This is a genomic window from Thermostichus sp. MS-CIW-38, from assembly GCF_054058415.1.
The window spans coordinates 86,841-104,588 of sequence record NZ_JBSSAH010000003.1; the positions used below are offsets into that span (position 1 = coordinate 86,841).

Consider the following 17,748-nt stretch of genomic DNA (forward strand, 5'->3'; position numbering starts at 1 on the left):
GCTATTTAGTGTTAATGAGAACATGTCTCAAGTAGGGCGTGGGGATGGGCTGACGTGTCTAGGCACTGGACACAGGGCTAGATTAGCATTCCCTGGCCTGAGAGACTTTATCTACGAGTTTTGGCGTAGGCCAATTCAGCCATATTGTCGATGAGGTGTTCTCGGATTCTGAGAGAGGATGGGGACGACTTTGCAAGGACATGATCTTATGTTGCAGGCTGTGCGGGACGTGAATGATGCAGCAGTTCCAGCGCTTGAGCTGGTACCCTCTCAAGCAGAGACCCGTCCCTGGGGATCCTTCTGGGTTTTGGATGAAGGCCCGATGTACAAGATCAAGCGCATCGAGGTGAAGCCTGGCCATCGGCTCAGCCTGCAGATGCACTACCACCGCAGCGAGCACTGGATCGTGGTCAGGGGCACAGCGAAAGTGACCCGTGGAGAAGAGGTGATGCTGCTGAGCTCCAACGAGTCCACTTACATTCCCCCCTGCACCAAGCACCGCCTGGAAAACCCCGGCACCCTTCCCTTGGTGTTGATCGAGGTGCAAAACGGGGAATATCTCGGGGAGGACGACATTGTGCGCTTTGAGGATGACTACGCCCGCCAGTAAAGGGATCCCCTGGGCATCCGAATCTACGGTTTGTGCGTAAAGACCCCCGAAAGCTTACAGATTTCTGCATGTCGGGCAAACTTGGGTCAGGTGGGCCAAGGGGCTTGCCTGCACTAGACAAGTGAGGGATAAGCAAGAGGGGGTCAAGGTGACGCAGAAGGCAAGGCAGTGGGCTTTGTGGGTTGCCGGTTTGCTTTGGTGTTGCGGGCCAACGGCTGCCCAGGCAGCGGAAGTCATTTCTCTGCAAAGGCTGGGCTACGACCGCTCGGTGCTGCTGCAAGGAGCTAACCCGCGTCTAGATATCGGGATCCCTGCCCCCCTGAACGGTGTTGACCCTGAGGCCAGCTTTGTGCAGTTGCGCCTGGATCCCTCGCCGGTGTTGAAACCTACGTCCACGGTGCGGGTGCTGATCAATGACGAGCTGGCGGGTATCTTCCTGGTGCAAGATCTGCGGCAGGAGCCGGTGGTGCGAGTGCCCATCCCCAGCTTGGCCGCTGGCGAGCGCTTTATCACCTTGTCGGTGCAGCCTTTCCTGAGCATTACCGACGACATCTGTGCCGACTTGAATACCGGCAACCTGCTGCTGACGGTGGGGCGGGATAGTTTCTTTGAGCTGGCGCCCCTCGTTCCTGATGCCACGGTGGCCGGTTTTCTGGGCCGGCTGTATCCTCAGGTTACTTTGGTAGTGCCGGCCAATCCTTCCTCTGAGACGGCGGAAGCAGCTCTGTGGCTGTACAGCCTCCTTTCTCACCTGTTTCCGCAAACGCCCATCCTGTGGAGCAACCGTCCGAAGCAGGGGGCACAGGTGATCTTAGAGCCGGCCAATTTCACCCCCCACTTGCAGCATCAAATTACCCCAGAGGGATCCCGACTGCGAGTGGCCGCCCGCCGGGAAGCTATTCTTGCTCTCTATGAAGAATGGAAGCGGGCGGGGCTGGTCAGCCGCGGCATCCAGGTGACAAGGGTGGCGGATCTGGAGAGAGCGCTCAGGGCCAACCGCCTCAGCCTGCGAGAGCTGGGGATCGTGGATCCCATGTTGCGGGGGTTTGGCAGCCAGTCTTTGGTCTTCAACTTCAGCCTGTCCCAATTAGGGGGACGACCGCGGGATCTGGCGGCGCAACTGGATGTGATCATGAACCCGGTCGATGGCCGAGTGGGGGATCGCCTCACCAGCTACGTGTTCTTGAATGGCGTTCTGTTGCGCACCTACAACCTAACGGGCCGCACCCAGCTCAACGAGACCATCCCCCTCCCCACCCGCCTGCTGCGCCGCTTCAACCAACTGGAGCTGCGCTTTGATTACGGGGCCAGCCCCGGTAATTGCCAGGGATCCCTGACCCCGCTGACTTTGCAAGTGCGTTCCGATAGCTCTGGCCTTCTCTGGAGCGGCTACCAAGCCCCTAGCGGCGAGCTGCAGGAGATCCCGGCGGTGCTGCAGGGATCCGGACGGGTTGGGCTGGGGGATCCCCAACTGCTGCCGGCTGCCGCCTACCTGGTCGGTGCCCTCAGCCGGCTGGCTGCCCGACCCCTGCTGCCCACCCTTGAGGTTTTGCCCAAAGAGGAAGCCAACCTGGAGACGGGGAACTTTGCCTGGCAGGTGATCGTGGCTGGGCCAGATCAGGTGGAGCTTAATAGCCCCATCCGGCTGGGATCCCAGTTTGAAATCATCAATCCCCTCAACCAGCAGGTGGCCTTGGCCGCTCAGCCTCAAGAAAACCTCGGCCTTTTGCAGTACTTTCTCCTGAAAGGTAAGCCGAACCTTTGGCTTTCCTGGTGGGGATCTGACCCGGCTTTGGCAGAGCGCCTCAGCCGCGGCCTTGCCGATCCGCGCACCCGCCTGGCCAACCAGCTACAGGGAAACGTGCTCACCGCCTATGCCGCTGCCCCCGATCTCACCCAAGTGCAAAGCTGGGATCTCACGCCGGCAGGCTATCGAGTGCGCTACCCCGGTCGCTTCAGTTGGCAGCTTTTGTTGTGGCAATACCGCTATTGGTTAGTGCTGCTGCTGGCCCTTTTGCTGGCAGTAGGAGCCTGGAATACCTACCAACGCTTGGCCCGCCGCCCTGAGTCGCCCACCCTTTCCTAGGGGGGTTGGCAGAGGACTTCCGGTTAAACCAGACTTGAGTCAAGCAAGGACTCCGTCCCACTTGCGCGAATAGGGTTTCCAGCCACGCTCCATGCTCCAGTCCCTCAAATCCTCGCTTTTGCGCACGGGCTACCTTACCCGGCAGCAATTGGCTGAGGCTGAGGAGTATCGCGAAGCAGCTAGTTGCTCCTTGCCTAGGGCTCTTTGGAGCTTGCGAGTCATGCACCCGGGCAAGTTTGTCAACTTGTGTCGCCAGATTCTGGACCGGCCTAGGCTGAGAGACTGGCTGCTCAAGCACTCCCTAGATCCAGAGCTGCCTTGGCTGATTGAGCCTATTGATTTGGTGCCGGTGCGCTTTTTGCCCTGTGGCTGGCTCGACCCGCAAACTGTTGTGGTGGCCACAGAAGAGCCGGGCTTCCCCGCCATTTGGCAGTCTGTGAAACACCTGTGCCCGGAAGCAGAAAAACTCTGGGAGATCCCAGCCACTGAAAAGCAGATCCTGACGGTCATCCTTGAGCGCAAGCTGGCCGCCGAGCTGCTGGGCAGCCGTCTTACCTTAGAGCAGTGGCAGCAGGCTTTGGAGATCCGCCGCCGCACCGGCTCCAGCCTGGGGCAGGTGCTGACCCGGCTGAGCTACCTCTCCACCCCCGAGTATCTCAGCATCCTAGCCCATTTGCTGGGCTACCCCGCTGTCTCAGAACTAATGGGGACAGGGCTGCTCCACCGCGACGAGAGCCTGAGCCGGCAGTTTGATCCCGAGGTGATGATGCGCCACCTCTTCTACCCCTTGAGCTGGACGGATGAGCACACCCTTACAGTGATGGTCAATGACCCCCTGGACTGGGCGGTGGATGAGCTGCTCTACAGCTGGCGGCCAGGCTTGCGGATTGAAAAGGTGCTGGGCACCGAGCAGGATATCACGCAACTGCTCAGCCAAGACCAGGGATCCCGCTTCAGCCAAGAGGCGGTGTACAAGCTCATGGCCCGCCTGCCGGAGGAATCGGCCTCGCGGGTGTTTACTCCTTCTCAGATTGCAGTGGGCTACGGCCTGCTGCTGCTATTTCTATTGGGGTTGGCCACTGCTCCCTGGACGACTCTGACCATTTTGGTGCTGCTGATCAATCTTTTTTACGTCGCTTCGATCCTGTTCAAACTGCTGCTCAGCCTAGTGGGATCCGCCGATCGCTTCCACCAGATTACCGATGAGGAAGTAGCCGCTTTGGATGATCGCGACTTGCCTATCTATACCATCCTGGTGCCGGTCTACAAAGAACCGGAAGTAATGCCGATTTTGATCAAGTCTCTCTCCAAGCTGGATTACCCCCATGAGCGCTTAGATGTGCTCATCTTGCTAGAAGAAAACGACCGCGCCACCATTGAGGCGGCCCGGGCTGCCAAGCCCCCCCGCTACGTGCGCCTGCTCATCGTGCCAGATAGCAAGCCCAAGACCAAACCCAAAGCCTGCAACTACGGCCTGGCCTTTGCCCGTGGCGAATACCTCACCATCTACGACGCTGAAGACATTCCGGATCCAGACCAACTCAAAAAAGCAGTCATTGCCTTCCGAAAAGGGGATCCCAGCTTGGTCTGCGTCCAGGCCGCCCTCAACTATTTCAACCGCAACGAGAACTTCCTCACCCGCATGTTTACCTTGGAGTATTCCTATTGGTTCGACTATCTGCTGCCGGGTTTGGAAACTCTCAGAATGCCCATCCCCCTGGGTGGCACCAGCAACCACTTTCGCACTGACCGCCTGCGGGAGCTGCAGGGATGGGATCCCTTTAACGTCACCGAAGACGCAGATCTAGGCATCCGCGCCAGCCAGCACGGCTATACGGTGGGGGTGATCAACTCCACCACTTATGAAGAGGCCAACTGCGCTGTTAAAAACTGGATCCGGCAGCGCTCCCGCTGGATCAAGGGCTACATGCAAACTTGGCTGGTGCACAACCGCAACCCCCTGCGCTCGTTGCGCAAGCTGGGCCTGAAGAACTGGCTGTCTTACCAGTTTTTTATTGGCGGCAGCTTCTTTACCTTTCTCACCAGCCCCATCATGTGGCTGCTGTTTATTTACTGGCTGCTCACCCGCGCCCATTGGCTGCAAAACCTATTTCCCAGTTGGCTGGTTTATCTGGGCTTGTTTAACCTCCTGGTGGGCAATGCCATTGGGATTTACCTCAACTTGGTGGCCGTTTTCCGGCGAGGGTACTACGATCTGGCCTTCTATGCCCTGCTCAACCCCATCTACTGGCAACTGCACTCTATGGCAGCTTACATGGCCCTGTGGCAGCTCTTTACCAAGCCCTTCTACTGGGAAAAGACCATCCACGGCCTGAGCAAGTTTACCCACGCCAAAGTCCAGGAAGCTGCTCACAAAGCAGCCTAGGCTACGGACTGAGTTCCTAAGCAGTAGCAGCGAAGTGAGGACAGCCAGCACCCTTCTAGAAGCTGTAGTCCGAGTCTACGATCACAGCACAACCACTGGGGTGGAGACAGCTAGCCATGATCACCTTGACAGAAAAGTTGCCCTCGTAGGGCGCCTGCACGATGGGGAAATCGTCCAACAGTTCGTCTGCAGCCACCACCTGACCGCTGGCATCGTAAAGCACCAGATCCACATCGAAGCAATCCTGGTCGCACTGCGCCCAGATGTTTTCACCTCGGTAGAAATAGCCTGTAACTACGGTCGATTGTCCATTAAGAAGCCACAAACTACGGCTCTGAGCCCAGGCGGCAGCGCCCCCGATAACTGTGGCCGCTCCTATTAAGCTTGCCACCAACCAGCCCCGCACCGAAGCCATAAGACTGCCCTCCTACTGAAAAACGGAGATAGATTTTCTACAGGGATCCACCTCAACGCCCACACTCTAGCACCCGGATCCGTCTTTCCCGAATGATCCAGATCACGTTAAGGATCCCACGTTAAAAATCGCGAAAAAGGGATACAAAAAAGGGATCCCAACCGAAGCAGGGATCCCTTAATTCTGATTGACAATCCGGCGCAGCTGGCTCATCGGTTGAGCCGACTTCTTTATTGTGGTTTTATTGTGGCAAGCTCAGTTCCCCGCGTCGCCCCAAGGGATCCGTCAAGACATTGCCGGCGGGGCCTTTGATTTGAATGGTGCAGCGGCTGCCGGACACTTCAATAACGTTGTAGTTGGGCACCGCCAGCTCCAAAAAGCGCAGGTTGCCTGTGGTTACCCCTGGGATCCCGCTCACTTGCGGATTGGTCGGGTTCACCGGTGCCAAAAAGCCGTTCACAATTAGGAAAGGGAGGCTCGTTGGCACAACTGATGTGTAAGAAGCGAATGGGTCGTCCATCCCCAGGAGCTGGCAGGGTGCGAAACTGGCCTACAGGGCTGGTAAACCCCTCGCTGACAAACCGGTAGAAGTAGCGCTGCGCTGGCCTCAAGCCGGTGACGACGGCACGAGCAATGTAGTCGCCTGGCTCAGTGCGGTAGTTGCGGCCCGCCACACGGCGAGCAGTAAGCGAAACTTGTTGCGAAATGGGGTTGAACTCGGAATTCTCAGCCACCTGCAACGTCACCGCAACCGTGTCTGTTGCACTGGCCGGGATCACCCGCGTGGAAAGCACCGCCCCTTCCGAGGTGGGATCCCCGGCAAATACCCCTTGAGGGAACCCGGGCTCTCCCAGGGGGGGAATGGAGGAACTGGAGGTGCCCCCACAGGCAGCCAGGGCAGCTGCCCCACCTCCAAACATCAGCAACTGCAGGAAAAAGCGACGGGAACTCAGGGAACTCATAGGGCCCACCTCAGGGACGCAGGCAAATGTAAAGGGATCCGCAACAAAGGCCAATCGCCTTTTTAGTCAAGCACTTTTGCCCCCAAGCTGAGGTTGTGGGCAGGTGAAGGCTGGGTTAGGGTTGGTTTAACGGCTCTGACCCCTGCGCCCAGGTTCCCCACGGCCTTTTCACAGAGCTTGCTGAGAAGGCTAAAATTTCATTACAGTTTTTCCTGCTTTTGCCCCATTTTTGCGGTTTTGCGTTCCTTAGACTTCTTTTGACCCTGCCGAAGGAGGGATCGTTGTGGCTACAGAGACCCTGGTCAAGCCTTCTGTAACCCCAAAGCACATGCCCATGTACCGGGTGTTGCTGCACAACGACGATGTCAACACCATGGAGTACGTGGTGCAGGTGCTGGTGAAGGTGATCCCGGCGATGATGCCGCCGCAAGCCACTGAGATCATGCTAGAGGCCCACAACAACGGTGTTGCTGTGGTGATCGTGGTGCCGCGGGAGCACGCGGAGTTTTACTGCGAACAGTTGCGTCAGCACGGCCTCACCAGCTCCATTGAGCCGGAACGCTAAGCAGGAGCGGTTGGGGTGGGCCTGCTGATTGCAAAACTCAAGGCTTTGCCCTTGCCGCTGCGGCTGTTGCTGTTTTTGGGGATCCCCCTCCTAGCCTGGCTGCCGTTGCTCGGGCTGGGGAGTTGGCTTCTTCCTGAACGACGGGAGTACCTGTGGCTGCTCCTGTATGCCCTGCTGCTAGCCTGGCTATGGGTGTGGGGATCCGGGTTTGCCGCCTATGGACTGGATGGCAGTTGGCCTTGCCGAGGCGGGATCCTGTGGGGCCTGGGGATCGGGGTCGGGGGGCTTTTCTTGCTTTTGGGCCTGGAGGGATCCCTGGGTTGGCTGAGTTGGAGGGCGGTAGGAGGGGGATCCCTGCTGGTCTATGGGTTGCTGGGGTTGCTTTTGGGCTTGGGGGTGGCGCTGGCGGAGGAGCTGTTTTTTCGCGGCTGGCTGCTGCAGGAGATGCTGCTGGACTACGGTTGCAGCACTGCGGTGTGGGGATCCAGCTTCCTGTTTGCTATGGCCCATTTCCTGAAGCCTTTGCCTGAGATTCTCGCCACCTGGCCGCAATTTCCCGGACTGTGGCTGATGGGGCTGCTGCTGGTGCAGGCGAGGGTCTGGAACCAAAACAAGCTGGGCCTTAGCCTAGGGCTGCACGCGGGTTGGGTATGGGGCATGGCCTGGGTCAACAACTTGGCCTGGATAGACTACACCGGCAGGGCGCCAGCGTGGCTAACGGGGATTGGTGGCAACCCCTTGGCGGGCCTGATGGGCTTGCTGTTCCTGGGAGGGACTTTCGCATTTCTCAACGGCCTGGCTCAAGCTGGCTGGCTACCGGCAGACCTGGAAAAGCGTTGATTGAGCTGATCGATAAAGAATAACCTACTCTCCCCAAGGCCCTTCCTCGTAGTAGGCGGTCACCTGCTCCTTGGGCGGCTGGGTAAGCAAGCTTACGCCAATTAACACCCCACTGCCGATCACCACTGCCGGGATTACGGGTAACCAGCCTCCTGTCCAAGCCCGCGGCAACAGGCCCGCTAGCCACCCTAGGGTAAGGCCGCTGGAGACGAGGGCCCCGGCTACTGCCCCGGCGCGGGTAGCCCGCTTCCAGTACAGGCCGGCAATTAAGACAGGGAACAGCATGGCGTTGCCCTGAAAGCTCCAGGTGGCAATCTCCACAATCAGCCCCGGCGGGTTAAGAGCAATCACAAAGGAAGCTAGGCCGATCCCCAGCACCACCCAGCGGCCTAGCAACTCTTCTTGGTGGGGGGAAAGCTGGCGCCTGAAGAAGGTAACCACCAGATCCCGCGTCACTAGGGAGCTGGCGGTGAGAAGCTGGGAGTCAGCTGTAGACATGAGAGCAGCCAGGGCCGCCGTAATCACCACCGCTGCTACGCCGCTGGGCAGGGTTTGCAACATCAGGGGCATAATCTGATCCGTTTTCTCCAGGCTGGGAAAAGCCAGGCGGCCCCAAACCCCAAGAAGAGCTGCTGGGAAAAAGACCAGCAGAATCAGCAGCGGCCAGACTACCATCAGGGTCTGGAAGGGCCGGGCACTTTTGGCCATGTAGAAGCGCTGGAAAAATTGCGGGAAAAGGGGCGTGGCCATGAAAAACAGCAACTGGTTGCCAAATAGCCCCTGCCAGCTCCAGCGCCCATTGGGGCCGGGCAAGCTCAGCCAGGGATCCAACTGCCCGGCAGCCTCCTGGCCCACCCCCAAGGCTAGGGCAACAAAGGCCACCCCCATCCCCAAAATCAGGATGATCCCCTGCACCACGTCCGTCCAGACCACCGCCTGGGATCCGCCAAAGAGCACATACCCCAAGATCACCAGCGCCACCACCACCGCCAAGGGCCAGTAGGGGATCCCCTCCCCCAACACCGCCGCCAGGGTGCGGGCTCCGCCAATGATCTGGATGCTGATGTAGGGGGCTGTAAACACCAAAGCGCTCAGGCAATACAACAACGCCAACAGGGGGCTTTGAAAACGATGGCCGAAGAACTCCGAAGGGGTGATGAAGCCAAAGTGTTGGGCTGCTAGCCATACCCGGTAGCCCACCCACAAAAACAGCCCCGAAATGAGGGCGGTGGTCACTCCCACCCCCAGGAAGATCCCTAGGCCGTGGGTATAGGCATCTGCCGGCACCCCAATGAAGGTAAAGGCGCTGAGCAAGGTGGCCAGCGTCGTCAAAGTTAGAGCCAGGGATCCCAACCCCCGCCCTGCCAAAAAATAGCTCACCGGATCCCGGCCGCTGTGGCGATAGCTCCAGAAGCCAATGGCCGCCAGCAGCAGCAAGTATGCCCCCACCACACCCAGACTCAAAACCGTGTTACTCATCTCCGCCTCTCGGCCAGCAAACGCGCACAATGTAGAAGTTAAGAGGTACCAACAGCAGGACAGCCAATCCCGCCAGCCAATGCCAGGCCGGGATCCCCAAAAACTGGGGCTGGGCCGAGCGGGATCCCACCCAGGTCAACAGCCACAGCAGGGGATAGGCCCCCCACACCCAAGCTTGGCGCATCCGCCCAAACCGCAGCTGCCTTGATCCTTGAAGGTTACCGGCGGGATCCAACCCTGACATCTACCCATCTCCTGCTTTTTTGCCAAGCGTTCCTTTTGCCAATCATTTAAGTAAGATACGGCCACTACTGCGCAGAGCTAAATTGTCTTTTCCCCTTTCCCCTTCAGATCCTGTTGGCAAGAGGGAGCCTTCCCGTGGGCCAGGCCATGAAGAACGGGAGCGGCCCTACTGGCTAGCTTGGGCCCGCATCAAAGGGATTGGCCCCCACCGGCTCAAGCGGCTGGCGGAGTTTTTTGGATCCCTGGAGCGGGCTTGGCAAGCGGATGCCCCGGCCCTGCGGCAGGTGGAAGGCATTGGCCCCACCCTGGCCCAGGCTATTGTCTCTGCCCGTCCTGGCCTTGATCCCGAGCAGATCCTGGAGGAAACCCTCAAAGCGGGGATCCCCTTTCTCACGCCTGCAGATCCGGACTATCCGCCGCTGCTGTGGGAGGTGCCAGATCCCCCGCCCATTCTCTATGTCCTAGGAGAATGTCCCAATTGGCAACAGCCGGCTATTGCCATCGTCGGCACCCGCGCCCCTACGGCCTACGGTCGACAGTGGACCCAGAAAGTCAGCGCTGCCCTGGCGGAAGCTGGCTGTGTGGTGGTCTCGGGGCTGGCAACGGGGATCGACGGCATTGCCCACCAGGCCTGTCTGGATGCCGGCGGCAAGACGGTGGCCGTGGTGGGAACGGGGGTGGACAAAGTTTACCCAGCTCACCATCAAGCTCTCTACCGGCGCATCCTGGCCCAAGGGGCCATCCTCAGCGAATATCCCCCCGGCACGCCACCGGCCAAGGAGCATTTTCCCCAGCGCAACCGCATCATTGCCGGCCTCTGCCGCGCCACTTTGGTGATGGAGGCTCCGGAAACCTCGGGAGCGCTAATTACTGCTCACCTGGCCAACCACTACGGTCGGGAAGTGTATGCCCTGCCGGGGAACATCGACACGGCGGCGGCCCGTGGCTGCCTGCAGCTCATCCGCAGTGGCGCGGGCATGATCCTGGGGATCGAGGAGCTGTTGAAAGACTTGGGCCTCCTCCAGGGATCCCCTGTGCTAAAGCAGCCCTCATCCACTGGCCCCAGCGATCCCCAACAGCAACTGCTCTGGCAGCTGCTAGGGGAGGGCATCCTCAGCCTCGATGCCCTGGCCCAGGCTAGCCAGATGGATATTGCCACCCTTTCCAGTACCCTGCTGCTTATGGAATTGGAAGGCTGGCTGGTACAACTGCCGGGGATGCGCTACCAGCGGGCTCGCTGAGGCTGGATCCCTGCACTGCTTCTCCGATAGGAGCACGGCAAGCGGGATCCTCGTGGCGGGGGTTGTTCACATAGGTGCTGACCGGATAAGCCGCCATGGCTTCTGCTGGGTAGGGGCGGAGCAAGGGCAACAGCAGCTTGGGATCCTGCACCTGGGGATCCAGCCAGAGGTCGTAGTCGTTTTCCGTCAAAATCACGGGCATCCGCTCGTGAAAAAGCTGCATCAGACGGTTGGCGGCAGTGTTGAGGATGGCACAGGTTTCCACCTGATACATTCACGCTGAACTCTCCTGAACATGGTTCAGGAAAGAAGCGATCGCATCCTGCCTATCTCTGAGCAGGAAGGCGGTATCCCGCAAAGCCCTGAGGAATACCCCCCGAGCGCTTTCCCCCTTCACTTCCCGGCAACCGTTGCGGTGGACTCAAGGATCAGGGGGAAACTTGGTCTACTATATCCCTCTCAATGACTTTTGCCAAACCGCCTAAAGCTCAGTAAATTCAGCAAAGTTCAGGGTTTTGGGGGTTAGAGGCATGCTCCACCCCCTCTGGACTGCGCCAGCGTTCCCAAATGCCGGCAAAGGCAAATACCGGTCGATCCAGCAGGTGAAACCAGTAGGGTTGTCTGCCCTTCTTGGCCGTACCTGAGTCGGCCCACTCGTAGAAACCATCGGCCGGGATCAAGCAGCGACGACGGCGGAAAGCTTCGCGGAAAGAAGGCTTCTCAGCTACTGTCTCAGCTCGGGCATTGATCCAGCCGGCCTGAGGAGCTCGGCTCCAAGCGGGGATCAAGCCCCAGCGAAAATGGGTTGCCTCGCGCTGAAGGGATCCCGCCACCACCGCCAGCACCGGCTGAGAAGGAGCGATGTTATACCGGGGGACAGCTGCCCTTTCTTGGGCTGCCGCCGGCAAGCCGAAATGCTGCATCAGCACTTCTGGGGCCACTGCCAGGCTAAACCGTCCACACATGTTTGTCCCCCAGTCGCTCACCCCAAATGGCCTGCCGACAGGATCCCCTAAACCTTGGTGGAAATGCCCAGCAGTTGCAAGATCCCGCGCAGGGGAATCTCCACCCACTCGGGGCGGTGGTTCAACTCATAGCCCAGCTCGTAAATGGCTTTTTCCAGCAGATAGGCGTCCAACAACACCTCTATCTCTTGCAGGCTGCGGGGCAAAAAAGCCGCTTGGGAAGCCACCTGCAGATATTCGGCCAAAAAGCCCGCGCAGACCCAGCGGTGCCAAAACTGGGCCCACCGCATCATGTCGGGGCAGTGGTCGGCGCAGACCAAGCCGCTCTCCAGTTGCTGGCGCAAAGCTGTGTGGACAGCATAGTGGAAGGATCGCAGCATCCCCGCCACATCCCGTAAGGGGCAACGCTTGAGACGCCGTTCGCCCAAAGAGCGGGCCGGCTCCCCTTCAAAGTCGATGATGACAAAGTCTTTGCCGGTAAACAGCACCTGGCCCAGGTGATAATCCCCGTGGCAGCGGGTACGCAGGGCGGTGATCTTCCGCTCCAGGATCAGGCGGAAGCGGCTCATGATTTCCCCTTCTTGGTCGCAAACAGCCCGAGCCAAGTTGGCCTCTGCTTCCGGCAGCTTGGGGAGCTGCTTATAAGGACTCCGTCCCGCTGACGCGAACAGCAGCGGAAACACCTGCCCCACCAAGTTGCGCATGGACTGGTAAACGGAGCGCTGGTACAGGCTGGAGAAAGGCTCTGGGGCAAAGTCTTTGTTCTCCGTAAAGGACTCCGTCCCGCTGACGCGAGCGGCAGCCAGGGCGATGTGCAGCTCGGCGGTGCGCTTGGCCAAGATCCGCACCGATTCTAGGTAGCTGCCGATGGTGGCGTAGGCCAGCTCCGGCAAGGGCTGTTGGGAAAGCTCCAAGAAGGATCCCTGCGGCACGGGCACGGGATCCACCTCTTGGTAGTGAACCAGCACCGCCTCAAAAAATTGCCCCAGGCTGTCCAGGGTGTAGTGCCAGGCATCTCCCTCGTTGGGGATGTACTCCTGCAAAATGGCCAGGGTAATGGGCTGATCGGCGGGATCAAACCCACGGGCCCCGCGACGACGGCGATACTCCAGGGATCCCAGCAGCCGCGGCACGCGCACCTGGGGATGGTGCTCCAGCAGGTAGCGGCCTATCTCCAGCTCTGGGTTTACCCCCTCGGCCACCCGGTGGTAGAGCTTGAGGAGGTAGTGGTTGCCATAGACAACGGAGGTGTAGCTCTGCTCCGCCTTGAGGAGGCGGGGTTCCAGGTCATGCTCAAGGGCAGCAAAGCTAGTGGCCCAGAGCTCTCCCTGACGGTGACGCAGGCGGCCCTGCTGGGCAATTAGCTGCAGCAGCCGCAGCAAGAAGCTTTTGTCAGCCAGAGCGTTGAAAATTACTCCCGCCGGCCCTCCGACCACTTGCACAGGGAGGATGACCGCCTGGGGCATCTCTAGGCGCAGGTGTACGGCTGCTTCTTGGGTGGCATAGCCCACAAGGAGAGAGTAGAGCTGCGTATCGCCCTCGATAAACTCGGCCTGGAGAAGCAAGATCTGGCTGCCCAGCAAGGACTCCTCTTCTCGGCGGCAGGGGATAGCCTGCAGGATATGGATCGCCTGGAGCTGGCGGTTTTGGGAGCCAAACCAACGACAGCGGTAGAGGTAGTCCGCCAAGACTGCCTCCAGCTGCTTTTGGCTTTCCCCTTGCAAGAGACTGTCCCAACTACCACTTTGAACAACCAGAGGACTACCACTTTGAACAACCAGAGGGACCAGGCGTTCCTGCTCCTCCGCTTTGCTGGGGCTGAGGTGGATGGTCTCCGTTTTGGGCTCAAGGGAAAACCAGTAAAAGGAATGGGGGCCTAGCGTTAGGAAATAGGGCAGTCGCCCAATAGGGGGAAACTCGGTGTGGCCAAAGATCTCCACCGGGATCAATCCTTCCCACGGCGATAGATCCAGCCCCACCCACTGGGCGTAGCGGGAGAGATTGGCCACCACCAAGATGCGCTCGCCGCGGTAGGCTCGCACAAAGGCAAGCACCTTGCGGTTTTCTGGGTGGAGCAGCTCAAAGGAGCCGCGGCCAAAAGCTTGGAATCGCTTGCGCACGGCGATGAGCCGCTTCATGGTCCACCACAGGGAATGGGGGTTGTTTCGCTGCGCCTCCACATTGACAGCTTCGTAGTGGTACTCGGCGTCGATGACGATGGGCAGGTAGAGCTTCTGAGGGTTGGCCCGCGAAAAGCCGGCGTTGCGGTCGGCGCTCCACTGCATGGGGGTGCGCACGCTATTGCGATCCCCCAGGTAGATGTTGTCCCCCATGCCGATCTCGTCCCCGTAGTAGATGACCGGCGTGCCGGGCAGAGAAAACAGCAGGCTGTTCATCAGCTCGATGCGGCGGCGGCTGTTGCCCAGCAGGGGGGCCAAGCGGCGGCGGATCCCCAGGTTCACCCGCGCGTTGGGATCCTTGGCGTACACCTGGTACATGTAGTCCCGCTCCTCGTCAGTGACCATCTCCAGGGTGAGCTCGTCGTGGTTGCGCAGGAAGAGGGCCCACTGGCAGGTTTCAGGAATGGGAGGGGTTTGTTGCAGGATGTCAATGATGGGGAAGCGATCCTCCATCTGGATGGCCATAAACAGCCGTGGCATGAGGGGAAAGTGGAACTCCATGTGGCACTCGTCCCCATCGCCGAAGTAGGCCACAGCATCTTCTGGCCACTGGTTGGCCTCCGCCAGCAGCATGCGGCCAGGATACCTTTGGTCAATGTGTCGGCGCAGAGCCTTGAGAAAGGCATGGGTCTCCGGTAGGCTCTCGCAGGTGGTGCCCTCCCGCTCGTAGAGATAAGGCACCGCGTCCAGCCGCATGCCATCTACCCCCAAGCTCAGCCAAAAGTCCACCACCTCGAACATGGCTTTTTGTACGGCGGGGTTGTCGTAGTTGAGATCTGGCTGGTGGGAGTAAAAGCGGTGCCAGTAGTAGGCCTTGGCCGCTGAATCCCAGGTCCAGTTGGAGGCTTCAAAGTCTTGAAAGATAATGCGGGCCTCTTTGTACTTTTCGGGGGTATCGCTCCAAACGTAAAAGTCCCGCTCGGGGGTGCCGGGGGCAGCTCGTCTGGCCCGCTGAAACCAGGGGTGCTGATCCGAAGTGTGGTTGAGGATGAGCTCAATGATGACGCGGATCCCCCGCTTATGGGCAGCCTCCAGAAAGATCTTGAAGTCCTCTAGGGTGCCCAAGTCAGGGTGAACACTGGTAAAGTCAGAAACGTCGTAGCCGTCATCTTTTAAAGGCGAGGGGAAAAACGGCAGCAGCCAGACGGCTGTAATCCCCAGTTCTTGCAAGTAGTCCAGCTTTTCGGTCAGGCCCTGGAAGTCGCCCACGCCATCGCCGTCGCTGTCGAAAAAGGCCCGTGCCGGCAGCTCGTAGATGATTGCATCTTTGTACCAAAGGGGGTCGTGGGTGAGGGGGGAGATGAGGCTGCGCAGAGGGGCTCGGATCATCATGTCGGTCATGTCGGCAACAGAGACAGGATTGGGACACCTTGGCAACCCTAGCCGTTGAATGGGGATCCCCTCAATAGGCTACAGCCTTCTCTTGGGTGCCAGGGATCCCCGGCGTCGGTTCAGGCAATGCCACTCCGCTTCTGGGCTTCCTTGCGGGAGACGGCCACGTGGCGCAGGCCGGCCCGGAGCAGCTCCTGCTCGATCAAGGCAAAAAACCGCTGCCGATCCCCGCTTCTCACCACCGCCAAATGATGGGCTTCCGCCAAGGCGATGGGGTAGCCAAAGCCCTTGTGCACTTGGCTCAGCACCCCTGCCAGAGCCCGCTGCAGCAACTCCGCATCCTGGACCACCCAAGCGGGAAACTCCAGGCGAGCAATTTCGGCTTGGCCCAGGGATCCCTCGCCAACATTGAGGTAACAACAGTGGACGTGGTGTTCCCCGAAGGCGTCCAACACGCTGGCGCCGCTGCGCCAAAGGGGGCTGCGCTCTCCCGGCTGCAGCAGGGATCCCCAAAAGACGCGGTCTGCCAGGGGGGCGAAGGGATGGCAGGGAGGAGACTTCTCGCCGGGACAGTAGCGGTAGCAGTCACAGCCCAGGTACGGGCACAGCCCCAAGCGCAGGTAGTTGAGGGTTTCGCTGCTGCGGGAGGCGCTGATGTAGCCCACGAGAGGAATGCGGGCCGCCCGCAACTGCTCCAAGGTCGCCAGAATGGGATCCAACCAGGGGCGCCGGGCCGACTGGGGCAGAGGCTCCAGTCCCCAAGGGATTAGGGATCCATCCAGGAGCGCCAGCGTGGTGCGGCGACGGGGCACCGACAGGGCCAAACGAGCCAGCTCCTCCAGTTCCGCTTGGGAGCGTCGTAAGGCCAGTATCTCTTCCAGCCCCAACGAGGACTCCGTGCCGCTGGTAGGATTGCGTTCACCTGGAGCGCGCTGCGGGCGAGAGTCTCGCCGGTTAAGGGGGGCCCTCGGCAACCCTTCTGCCCGCGGTTCCGAGAGAGGGGAGTCTGAGCGGTTTTGCTGGGCAAGGGGCCCATCTCCATACAGCAGCAGGGGCTGGCTGTCCAGGAGCGGCCACTCCTGGGTGCCGTAGTGGAGAACCACGCGCCCAACATTGATCAGCGAGCAGTAGGCAATCTCGTGGTGACTGGGCAAAATCTGGGATCCATCCGTGGCCACCACCGTGTGTCGCCCCTGCAGAGGCTCGACCTTGGGCAGGGATCCCCAGGCTTCCGGCGGCTCGGCGGGGCTGGCGCAAACAAACGACAGATGGGATCCCCACTCCACCCAGCGGGACTGCCAAACCTGCGGCTCCTGCTGCCAGCGCTCGAAAACTTGCCAGGCTTGGCGGAGGCGTTCTTGGCTGGCTTTCGACTCCTGTTGCAGGTGCCGGGTGAACGCAGGAATTTGCCCGCTCAGCTTAACCAGATCCAACATGATGGCCGCATCAGCCCTGCATGGCAATACGGCTGCCAGAAGCGGAAGAAGCCACATCTTGTCCTTCTGAGGAGTTGAGCAGCTCTTCCAGCGGAAACTCCCCGTAGACCTCGCTGCTGTTGTTGGGACTCTCCTGCAGGCGAACCCGATGCAACTGCACCCCCAGCTCCCGCAGGGGCAGAGTCAGCAGCCGCTGGATGTAGAGGGCAATGTTTTCGGCGGTGGGCACCACCTGGGCAAAGTAGGGAATGTCTTTGTTCAAAAAGGTGTGATCCAGCGGCTTCACCACCTGCTCCTCGATCAGCCGCTGCAGGGCCGCCAAGTCCACGATCATCCCCGTGCGCGGGTCGATGGATCCCTTGACGGTGATCTCCAGGCCGTAGTTGTGGCCGTGGCCGTGGGGACGGGCACAGAGGCCGTAGATGGCGCTGTTTTCTTCAAAACTCAGGTGATCCAGAGCCAAGCGGTGGGCGGCGCTGAAATGGGTGGCAACAGTCAAGTAGGCTTGCATGGCTTCTCCTCGGTATTCGGCCCAAAGCTCAGGATCTTCGTACAGACGGACGCTGGTTAGGGGCAAGGCATCGGCCAGGCGTTGCCAAATCACGTAAGCGATAAACTCGGTAGTGGGCAAGGTTTGGGCAAACTCCGGCCAAGCTTGATTTAGATAAGCAAAGTTGAGATCTTGAATCACCCGCTGCCGGATCACCTGCTTCACCTCCGAGAGGTTGAGCACCATCCCATAGTCATCCACCTCACCACTCATGCCCACCTCCAGCACATAGTTGTGGCCATGGCCGGGAAAACGGGCATTGGGGCCAAAGCGGGCTAAGTTCTCGGCTTCTGAGAGTTCGGGCAACCAGTACCGATGGCTGGCGGCAAATTGCGCACGGCGGTAGATTGTACAGATTCTGGACATGAGTGGAGAGGAGAGCATCTGCCGGGGGATCCACCCTTTAGCTTGACACACTCCCCGGCCCAGAGGGTGGAAATTCTCAGCGGCCCTCAGCC

General features: G+C 59.8%; 16 protein-coding genes. 6 read left to right on the forward strand and 10 right to left on the reverse strand.

The annotated features are described in order from the left end of the window. The first annotated feature begins 208 nt into the window (after positions 1–208). The 3 genes from ACVWXZ_RS02020 to ACVWXZ_RS02030 all read left to right on the forward strand — a co-directional run bounded on the left by ACVWXZ_RS02020 (position 209) and on the right by ACVWXZ_RS02030 (position 5,082). Positions 209–610 carry a cupin domain-containing protein gene (locus ACVWXZ_RS02020; protein ID WP_414412749.1) on the forward strand — a complete coding sequence of 134 codons (402 nt, stop codon included), beginning with the start codon at positions 209–211 and terminating at the stop codon, positions 608–610. 148 nt (positions 611–758) lie between these two features. After that, positions 759–2,696 (forward strand): cellulose biosynthesis cyclic di-GMP-binding regulatory protein BcsB, encoded by a 1,938-nt coding sequence (locus tag ACVWXZ_RS02025; RefSeq protein WP_457402319.1) that lies wholly within the window; start codon positions 759–761, stop codon positions 2,694–2,696. 220 nt (positions 2,697–2,916) lie between these two features. Then, entirely contained in the window at positions 2,917–5,082 is a 2,166-nt protein-coding gene (locus ACVWXZ_RS02030; protein ID WP_457402317.1) for a glycosyltransferase, read from the forward strand. A 55-nt stretch (positions 5,083–5,137) separates the two neighbouring features. On the opposite strand, the gene ACVWXZ_RS02035 is transcribed toward ACVWXZ_RS02030, so the two are convergent. From ACVWXZ_RS02035 to ACVWXZ_RS02045, 3 genes are all read right to left on the reverse strand, one after another. After that, complete coding sequence (locus ACVWXZ_RS02035) at positions 5,138–5,497, reverse strand: hypothetical protein (protein WP_099812809.1); 360 nt, start codon at positions 5,495–5,497, stop codon at positions 5,138–5,140. Positions 5,498–5,738: 241 nt separating this feature from the next. After that, positions 5,739–5,861 (reverse strand): hypothetical protein, encoded by a 123-nt coding sequence (locus tag ACVWXZ_RS02040; RefSeq protein WP_457402316.1) that lies wholly within the window; start codon positions 5,859–5,861, stop codon positions 5,739–5,741. Then, a complete protein-coding gene (locus ACVWXZ_RS02045) occupies positions 5,839–6,459 on the reverse strand; it encodes a PhoD-like phosphatase N-terminal domain-containing protein (protein WP_457402314.1) in 621 nt (206 codons plus the stop codon). Before ACVWXZ_RS02045 ends, ACVWXZ_RS02040 begins: the two co-directional genes overlap by 23 nt. A 283-nt stretch (positions 6,460–6,742) precedes the next feature. Between ACVWXZ_RS02045 and clpS the strand changes: the two genes are divergently transcribed. Together clpS and ACVWXZ_RS02055 are read left to right on the forward strand one after the other, a co-directional pair. Beyond that, positions 6,743–7,024, forward strand: a complete 282-nt coding sequence (clpS, locus tag ACVWXZ_RS02050; protein WP_099812808.1) for an ATP-dependent Clp protease adapter ClpS — start codon at positions 6,743–6,745, stop codon at positions 7,022–7,024. Between the two features lie 15 nt (positions 7,025–7,039). Beyond that, positions 7,040–7,864 carry a CPBP family intramembrane glutamic endopeptidase gene (locus ACVWXZ_RS02055; protein WP_457402311.1) on the forward strand — a complete coding sequence of 275 codons (825 nt, stop codon included), beginning with the start codon at positions 7,040–7,042 and terminating at the stop codon, positions 7,862–7,864. Between the two features lie 24 nt (positions 7,865–7,888). On the opposite strand, the gene ACVWXZ_RS02060 is transcribed toward ACVWXZ_RS02055, so the two are convergent. Together ACVWXZ_RS02060 and ACVWXZ_RS02065 are read right to left on the reverse strand one after the other, a co-directional pair. After that, on the reverse strand, positions 7,889–9,343 hold the full coding sequence (locus ACVWXZ_RS02060) for a sodium:solute symporter family protein (protein WP_457482081.1): 1,455 nt from the start codon (positions 9,341–9,343) through the stop codon (positions 7,889–7,891). Then, positions 9,336–9,527 (reverse strand): hypothetical protein, encoded by a 192-nt coding sequence (locus tag ACVWXZ_RS02065; protein ID WP_457402308.1) that lies wholly within the window; start codon positions 9,525–9,527, stop codon positions 9,336–9,338. The genes ACVWXZ_RS02060 and ACVWXZ_RS02065 overlap by 8 nt, the downstream gene beginning before the upstream one ends. A gap of 142 nt (positions 9,528–9,669) precedes the next feature. Between ACVWXZ_RS02065 and dprA the strand changes: the two genes are divergently transcribed. Beyond that, positions 9,670–10,827: a DNA-processing protein DprA gene (gene dprA, locus ACVWXZ_RS02070; protein WP_457482082.1), complete on the forward strand. Its 1,158-nt coding sequence runs from the start codon at positions 9,670–9,672 to the stop codon at positions 10,825–10,827. Here the strand turns inward: dprA and ACVWXZ_RS02075 are convergent. From ACVWXZ_RS02075 to ACVWXZ_RS02095, 5 genes are all read right to left on the reverse strand, one after another. Continuing rightward, a complete protein-coding gene (locus ACVWXZ_RS02075; RefSeq protein ID WP_457402304.1) occupies positions 10,766–11,101 on the reverse strand; it encodes an SOS response-associated peptidase family protein in 336 nt (111 codons plus the stop codon). The two genes, dprA and ACVWXZ_RS02075, sit on opposite strands and share 62 nt — an antisense overlap. 223 nt (positions 11,102–11,324) lie before the next feature. Further along, the gene (locus tag ACVWXZ_RS02080) at positions 11,325–11,792 is read right to left on the reverse strand and encodes an SOS response-associated peptidase (RefSeq protein ID WP_457482083.1); all 468 of its coding nucleotides are present in this window, start codon (positions 11,790–11,792) and stop codon (positions 11,325–11,327) included. 47 nt (positions 11,793–11,839) lie between these two features. Then, positions 11,840–15,301 (reverse strand): maltose alpha-D-glucosyltransferase, encoded by a 3,462-nt coding sequence (treS, locus tag ACVWXZ_RS02085; protein WP_457482092.1) that lies wholly within the window; start codon positions 15,299–15,301, stop codon positions 11,840–11,842. A gap of 122 nt (positions 15,302–15,423) precedes the next feature. Next, positions 15,424–16,740, reverse strand: coding sequence for a DNA double-strand break repair nuclease NurA (locus ACVWXZ_RS02090; protein WP_011432319.1), 1,317 nt, complete (start codon positions 16,738–16,740; stop codon positions 15,424–15,426). Positions 16,741–16,750: 10 nt separating this feature from the next. Beyond that, positions 16,751–17,656, reverse strand: coding sequence for a 6-carboxytetrahydropterin synthase (locus tag ACVWXZ_RS02095; RefSeq protein ID WP_011432318.1), 906 nt, complete (start codon positions 17,654–17,656; stop codon positions 16,751–16,753). Positions 17,657–17,748 lie beyond the last annotated feature (92 nt).

Coding starts and splice junctions, on each gene's coding strand:
- ACVWXZ_RS02060 (WP_457482081.1), bottom strand. CDS start 9,343: ATGAGTAACACGGTTTTGAGTCTGGGTGTGGTGGGGGCATACTTGCTG.
- ACVWXZ_RS02095 (WP_011432318.1), bottom strand. CDS start 17,656: ATGTCCAGAATCTGTACAATCTACCGCCGTGCGCAATTTGCCGCCAGC.
- ACVWXZ_RS02090 (WP_011432319.1), bottom strand. CDS start 16,740: ATGTTGGATCTGGTTAAGCTGAGCGGGCAAATTCCTGCGTTCACCCGG.
- ACVWXZ_RS02035 (WP_099812809.1), bottom strand. CDS start 5,497: ATGGCTTCGGTGCGGGGCTGGTTGGTGGCAAGCTTAATAGGAGCGGCC.
- ACVWXZ_RS02020 (WP_414412749.1), top strand. CDS start 209: ATGTTGCAGGCTGTGCGGGACGTGAATGATGCAGCAGTTCCAGCGCTT.
- ACVWXZ_RS02045 (WP_457402314.1), bottom strand. CDS start 6,459: ATGAGTTCCCTGAGTTCCCGTCGCTTTTTCCTGCAGTTGCTGATGTTT.
- ACVWXZ_RS02030 (WP_457402317.1), top strand. CDS start 2,917: ATGCACCCGGGCAAGTTTGTCAACTTGTGTCGCCAGATTCTGGACCGG.
- ACVWXZ_RS02065 (WP_457402308.1), bottom strand. CDS start 9,527: ATGCGCCAAGCTTGGGTGTGGGGGGCCTATCCCCTGCTGTGGCTGTTG.
- ACVWXZ_RS02080 (WP_457482083.1), bottom strand. CDS start 11,792: ATGTGTGGACGGTTTAGCCTGGCAGTGGCCCCAGAAGTGCTGATGCAG.
- treS (WP_457482092.1), bottom strand. CDS start 15,301: ATGATCCGAGCCCCTCTGCGCAGCCTCATCTCCCCCCTCACCCACGAC.
- ACVWXZ_RS02075 (WP_457402304.1), bottom strand. CDS start 11,101: ATGTATCAGGTGGAAACCTGTGCCATCCTCAACACTGCCGCCAACCGT.